We start from the raw sequence: 5,578 nt of genomic DNA on the forward strand, positions 1-5,578 counted from the left end.
CCTTGTATCAGAGTGTAATTTCTCCGACTATAAAAGTAGGACGGGCATCCTTGCCCGTCGCTTTGCCGCAAGGCAAAGAAAAAGCCGTTAACTGACAGGTTTATCTCTTTCTATGAATGAGCGACGGGCAAGGATGCCCGTCCTACGTCTATCTATACAGTTGCAAAATAAGCAGCACAACCATCAAAAAAAAGCCGTCTGAAAATCCATATTTTCAGACGGCCTTTACCAAACCGATAAACCTTTAACCGTATTTCAAATTGCTCGCCTTTCCCCTAAACGCCCAATAAGAAAAAATACTGTACGCAATAATACACGGCACGGTTACCGACACGCCAATCAACGTTACGGCCAAAGTCGGCGTGGAAGCGGCGGCCTCCCACACATCCAAGCGGCCGATAACGGCATAGGGGAACAGGCTGATACCCAAGCCTAATGCGCACAACACCAGCGACAACGCCACCAGTATAAAAGGCTGCCAAAAGCGCAGCGACTGCGTGTCTTCACGGCGCAAAAGCTGCTTGACCCGCAGCATAAACACCCCCGCCAGCAGCGGAACCGGCGCCAGATAAAACATATTCGGCAGCGTAAACCAACGCCCGAACACATCATGGCTGATATAAGGCGTAGCCAGCGAAATCAGCAGCAGACACACCGCCACCGGCCACCAAGCCTGATTCGCCCATGTTCGGGCTTTGGCCTGCAACGCGCCTTCGGTTTTCGCCAGCAGCCAGCACGCCCCCAGCAAAGTGTACACGGCAGGCACAGTCAGCATAATCCCCAAAGCAAACAGATAATCCGACACCTCCGTACCGAAAGCCGTCACATAACGCCCCAGCATCCAACCCTGCGTCAACGCCATGCCTGCCGAGCCCATCATAAAAGCAATATTCCACAAATCCTTATGATGATCGTCGGCCTTCACGCGGAAATCAAACGCCGCGCCGCGCACAATCAGGCAAAACAGCATAAAAGTCGCCGGCAGATAAAGATTACCCAACACAATCGTATTCGCCTTAGGAAACGCAATAAACAAAACCCCCGCCCCCAAAACCAGCCACGTCTCATTCGCATCCCAAAACGGCCCGATAGAACCGACCATCACATTCTGCTCGTCAGCCTGCGCGCGCGGCATCAACATGCCCACGCCCAAATCAAAACCGTCGAGCAGCACATACACCGTCATCACAAAACCCAGCAGGCCGAGGAATACCAGCGGCAGCCAATAAGCCCAATCCATTATCGCTCTCCTTTACCGATTTCATGACGGCCGCTTACCGTTTCATATTCCGGATGTTCCGCCATATGCTTCAACACCGCCACATAAGAAACCAGCATCACACCGTACAACACAATATACATCACCAGCGTCAAACCGATATCGCCGGCCGGCACGATTCGGGTCACCGCATCCTCAGTACGCAGCACCCCCTCCACCAAAAACGGCTGGCGGCCGATTTCCGTCACATACCAACCGGCCAAAGTCGCCACCCAGCCCGCAAACGTCATGGCAGCAAAAGTTTTCAGCAACCAGCGCGGCAAACGCTCCGGCTGCCAGCCGCAGCGGCGCATCCGCCACCAGCCGAACCAGCTGACCGCCAGCATCAGCAGCCCCATGCCCACCATAATGCGGAAAGCAAAAAACACCGGCGCCACGGGCGGATGGTCTTCAAACTCCGCCAAACCCTTGATTTCACCGTCCAAACTGTGCGTCAAAATCAAAGAACCGAGATACGGAATTTTCACCGCATAATCGGTTTGCTTGGTTTGTTCGTTCGGCCAACCGATCAAAGTCAGCGGCACCGGTTTTTCCGTTTCCCACACCGCCTCAATCGCCGCAAGTTTGGCCGGCTGGTGCGCTTTCGTATTCAAACCGTGCGCATCACCAATCCAAATCTGCGCCGCCACCGCCACCGCAGCAACAGTCAAACCCGTTTTCAACACGCGCGGCGTTGCCGCATTCGCCGTTTTCTTCAACACCTGCCAAGCCGACAAACCGATGACCAAAAACGAAGCCGTCAGCACCGAAGCCGTCACCATATGGAAAAACCGGTAAGGAAACGACGGATTGAAAATAATCTCAAACCAATCCGCCACATGAATCACACCGTCCGCATCCACCCAATGGCCCTGCGGCGTCTGCATCCAAGAATTCAGCGCCAAAATCCAAAAAGCCGAAATCGAAGTACCGACCGCCACAATCACCGAAGCCGCCATATGCACACGCTGGCTCACACGCTCGCGTCCGAACAGCATAATGCCCAAAAAGCCCGCTTCCAAGAAAAACGCCGTCAGCACCTCATAACCGAGCAGCGGCCCCGCCACATTGCCCGCCCTTTCCATAAAGCCCGGCCAATTCGTACCGAACTGGAAACTCATCGTCACACCCGACACCACCCCCACAGCGAAAGACACAGCAAAAACCTTCGCCCAAAAGCGGTAAGCCTGCAGCCAACCGTTCCGATCCGCGCCCGGCCGGCCCGCCTGGTAGCGGAAATACACCACAAACCAAGCCAAAGCAATATTAATGGCCGGAAAAAGAATATGAAAGCTGATGTTCACCGCAAACTGAAGGCGGCTGAGCAAAAGTGCGTCCATATAATACTTTCTAAAAAAATTGAAAAATACAGATTCTGACAAGCTACCGACAACAACACAAGCCCGTTTGCCGCTTACGCGTCCGGCAGCCCCGTCCAACGGTTGCGCAAATCACGGCGGACGATTTCAATGCACAGCATCCACAAAGCCGTACCGATACACTCCGACACAAACCCCTCGACAGTAAAATCAACAGGCAAACCGATCAGCGGAAACACAACATAATGCGAACCGAACGCCACCGCATAACCGTACACCAAGCCCCAAGCCATCTTCACCTTAGGAAAAACCTCAGCCGCCGCACAATACAACACGGCAAACACAACAGAAAAAAGATAATGCACCCCGTTGCCGCCGTAATTCACCGCCTGCTTCAGCCAAGTATAAGTCATCTTCGCTGCATCCAAACCCATCATCTGCAAAAGCTCGATAGGAGGCGGCACCGCATCCGGCAGGCGCGGCGGCACAATATCCTCAAAACCCGACTTCACCATAGCCGACAAAATACCGCCCGCAATACCGACCAACACCGCCACAGCCAAACGGCGGTTCATCGGATTAGTGCGCACAAACAATCCCGACATTTTCAAACTCCTTATTCATCCAAACGTAATAAACCTTCAAATTTCCTTCTTATTTTACCATGCACCTTCTGTTGCAGATATGCAGAAACCCATAGCATTTATATTTTTAATGATATAAAACATACATCCATGAAAACTCCAAAAAAAAAATGATATTAAAATACTAAAAATCCATCTTTTTTAAACCCTGGTAATAAAATTACATAATCCCCGCACACAACCATTCCCAAACCGCCCGACAAGCAACCATACCGCCGCGCCTTTTTCAGACGGCCTTTTATGCTAAAATCCCCCCACTTCCCACAACCCTTTACAGAGCAGAACATGGCAGGCAACACCTTCGGACAACTCTTCACCGTCACCACCTTCGGCGAAAGCCACGGCCCCGCACTCGGCTGCATCATCGACGGCTGCCCTCCCAGCCTCCCCCTCGCAGCAGCCGACATCCAAACCGACCTCGACCGCCGCAAACCCGGTACCAGCCGCCACGTTACCCAACGCCGCGAAGCCGACGAAGTCGAAATCCTCTCCGGCGTATTCGAAGGCCGAACCACCGGCACCCCCATTGCGCTGCTCATCCGCAACACCGACCAACGCAGCAAAGACTACGGCAACATCGCCCGCCAATTCCGTCCCGGCCACGCCGACTACACCTACTGGCACAAATACGGCATCCGCGACTACCGGGGCGGCGGCAGAAGCTCCGCCCGCGAAACCGCCGCGCGCGTAGCTGCCGGCGCAATCGCCAAAAAATGGCTGAAAGCCCGATTCGGCACCGAAATCATCTGCTGGGTCACACAAGTAGGCGAACACAAAATCACCTTCGAAAACGAAGCCTTTATCGCAGAAAACCCGTTTTTCGCCGCCAACCGCTCGCAAATCGCCGAACTCGAAACCTACATGGACAGCATACGCAAATCACTCGACAGCGTCGGCGCCAAACTGCACATCCAAGCACGCAACATCCCCGTCGGCCTCGGCGAACCCGTCTTCGGCCGTCTCGACGCCGACATCGCCCACGCCCTGATGAGCATCAACGCCGTCAAAGGCGTAGAAATCGGCGACGGCTTCGATGTCGTATCGCAACGCGGCAGCGTGCACGGCGACGAACTCACCCCGCAAGGCTTCAAATCCAACCACGCAGGCGGCATCCTCGGCGGCATTTCCACCGGCCAAACCATCACCGCCAACTTCGCCATCAAACCGACCAGCTCCATCGCCACACCGCGTCAGAGCATCGATATCGACGGCAACCCCGTAGAAATCGCCACCCACGGCCGCCACGACCCCTGCGTCGGCCTGCGCGCCGCCCCCATAGCCGAAGCCATGCTCGCCTTAGTCCTGATGGACCACGCCCTGCGCCACCGCGCCCAAAACACCGGCGTCAGCGTCAATACGCCCGACATCGCACGATTGGATTAAGGCCGAAACAAGCGGGACGCGGGCAGCTTTACACACAAAAACCGAAACGCGTAGGCTGGGCTTCAGCCCAGCAAAACCTTGCTGCTGCCAGGCCAAAGCCCCGCCTACATATTAAGGCTTCTTGGGAACTTGACGATATTGATACCGTCTGCGGCTCGCCGCCTTGTAGCAAAATTTATAGCCGTTCAAATTCAAATCAGACTAGGCAACGAGCCGCAGATAGTACAGGTAGTACAGCAAGGCGAGTTAACGACGCATGATTTTGAAGTTGAATGGCTATAATTTCACCGACTATACCAAACAGACCCTACAAACCCTTAGCCAAAATCCGCCCTTTATACTAAAATGGCGAAAAACCATCCCGCCGCCGGGCAAGCAACAGCCGGGCAGCCTTCAACAGGAATATGACAGACATGACACAAGAAACCGCTTTGGGCGCCGCACTGAAATCCGCCGTCCAAACCATGAGCAAAAAGAAACAGACCGACATGATTGCCGACCACATCTACGGCAAATACGACGTATTCAAACGCTTCAAACCCCTGGCCGTCGGCATCGACCAAGACCTCGCCGCCGCCCTGCCCCAATACGACCCCGCACTGATTGCCCGCGTACTGGCCAACCACTGCCGCCGCCCCCGCTACCTCAAAGCACTGGCACGCGGCGGCAAACGCTTTGACTTGAACAACCGCTTCAAAGGCGAAGTCAGCCCCGAAGAACAAGCCATCGCCCAACAACACCCCGCCGTCCAACAAGCCCTTGCCACCCAAGCCGAACGCCAAACCGCCAAAGCCGCCGGACAAGCACCTGTCGACACACCCGTTGCCGAAACCGCAGAAACACCCGCCGGCGCAGAAACCGCAGCCGGATAAGACCCTGCCGTATCCAGGCAAACAAGGCCGTCTGAAAACACAAATTTATTTTCAGACGGCCTTCGCTTATCCCGAACAGCTCTCGGTTATATATAGTCGGAG

At 54.7% G+C, this 5,578-nt stretch carries 5 protein-coding genes; 2 read left to right on the forward strand and 3 right to left on the reverse strand.

Going from position 1 to position 5,578, the window contains the following annotated elements:
* Positions 1 to 244: 244 nt before the first annotated feature.
* The 3 genes from BDE01S_RS07950 to BDE01S_RS07960 form a co-directional block, all read right to left on the reverse strand.
* Positions 245 to 1,240, reverse strand: coding sequence for a cytochrome d ubiquinol oxidase subunit II (locus BDE01S_RS07950; protein WP_066079845.1), 996 nt, complete (start codon positions 1,238 to 1,240; stop codon positions 245 to 247).
* Positions 1,240 to 2,598, reverse strand: coding sequence for a cytochrome ubiquinol oxidase subunit I (locus tag BDE01S_RS07955; protein ID WP_066079848.1), 1,359 nt, complete (start codon positions 2,596 to 2,598; stop codon positions 1,240 to 1,242). Before BDE01S_RS07955 ends, BDE01S_RS07950 begins: the two co-directional genes overlap by 1 nt.
* 74 nt (positions 2,599 to 2,672) lie before the next feature.
* The gene (locus BDE01S_RS07960) at positions 2,673 to 3,182 is read right to left on the reverse strand and encodes a DUF1440 domain-containing protein (RefSeq protein WP_066079850.1); all 510 of its coding nucleotides are present in this window, start codon (positions 3,180 to 3,182) and stop codon (positions 2,673 to 2,675) included.
* A gap of 324 nt (positions 3,183 to 3,506) precedes the next feature.
* On the opposite strand from BDE01S_RS07960, the gene aroC reads away from it, so the two are divergent.
* Both aroC and BDE01S_RS07970 read left to right on the forward strand, forming a co-directional pair.
* Positions 3,507 to 4,604 carry a chorismate synthase gene (gene aroC / locus BDE01S_RS07965; protein WP_066079855.1) on the forward strand — a complete coding sequence of 366 codons (1,098 nt, stop codon included), beginning with the start codon at positions 3,507 to 3,509 and terminating at the stop codon, positions 4,602 to 4,604.
* A 413-nt stretch (positions 4,605 to 5,017) separates the two neighbouring features.
* Positions 5,018 to 5,476 carry a ProQ/FINO family protein gene (locus BDE01S_RS07970; protein WP_066079858.1) on the forward strand — a complete coding sequence of 153 codons (459 nt, stop codon included), beginning with the start codon at positions 5,018 to 5,020 and terminating at the stop codon, positions 5,474 to 5,476.
* The last annotated feature ends 102 nt before the right edge of the window (positions 5,477 to 5,578 follow it).

Source organism: Bergeriella denitrificans NBRC 102155, from assembly GCF_001592185.1.
Taxonomy (GTDB): domain Bacteria; phylum Pseudomonadota; class Gammaproteobacteria; order Burkholderiales; family Neisseriaceae; genus Neisseria; species Neisseria denitrificans.

Coding starts and splice junctions, on each gene's coding strand:
- BDE01S_RS07950 (WP_066079845.1), bottom strand. CDS start 1,240: ATGGATTGGGCTTATTGGCTGCCGCTGGTATTCCTCGGCCTGCTGGGT.
- BDE01S_RS07955 (WP_066079848.1), bottom strand. CDS start 2,598: ATGGACGCACTTTTGCTCAGCCGCCTTCAGTTTGCGGTGAACATCAGC.
- BDE01S_RS07960 (WP_066079850.1), bottom strand. CDS start 3,182: ATGTCGGGATTGTTTGTGCGCACTAATCCGATGAACCGCCGTTTGGCT.
- aroC (WP_066079855.1), top strand. CDS start 3,507: ATGGCAGGCAACACCTTCGGACAACTCTTCACCGTCACCACCTTCGGC.
- BDE01S_RS07970 (WP_066079858.1), top strand. CDS start 5,018: ATGACACAAGAAACCGCTTTGGGCGCCGCACTGAAATCCGCCGTCCAA.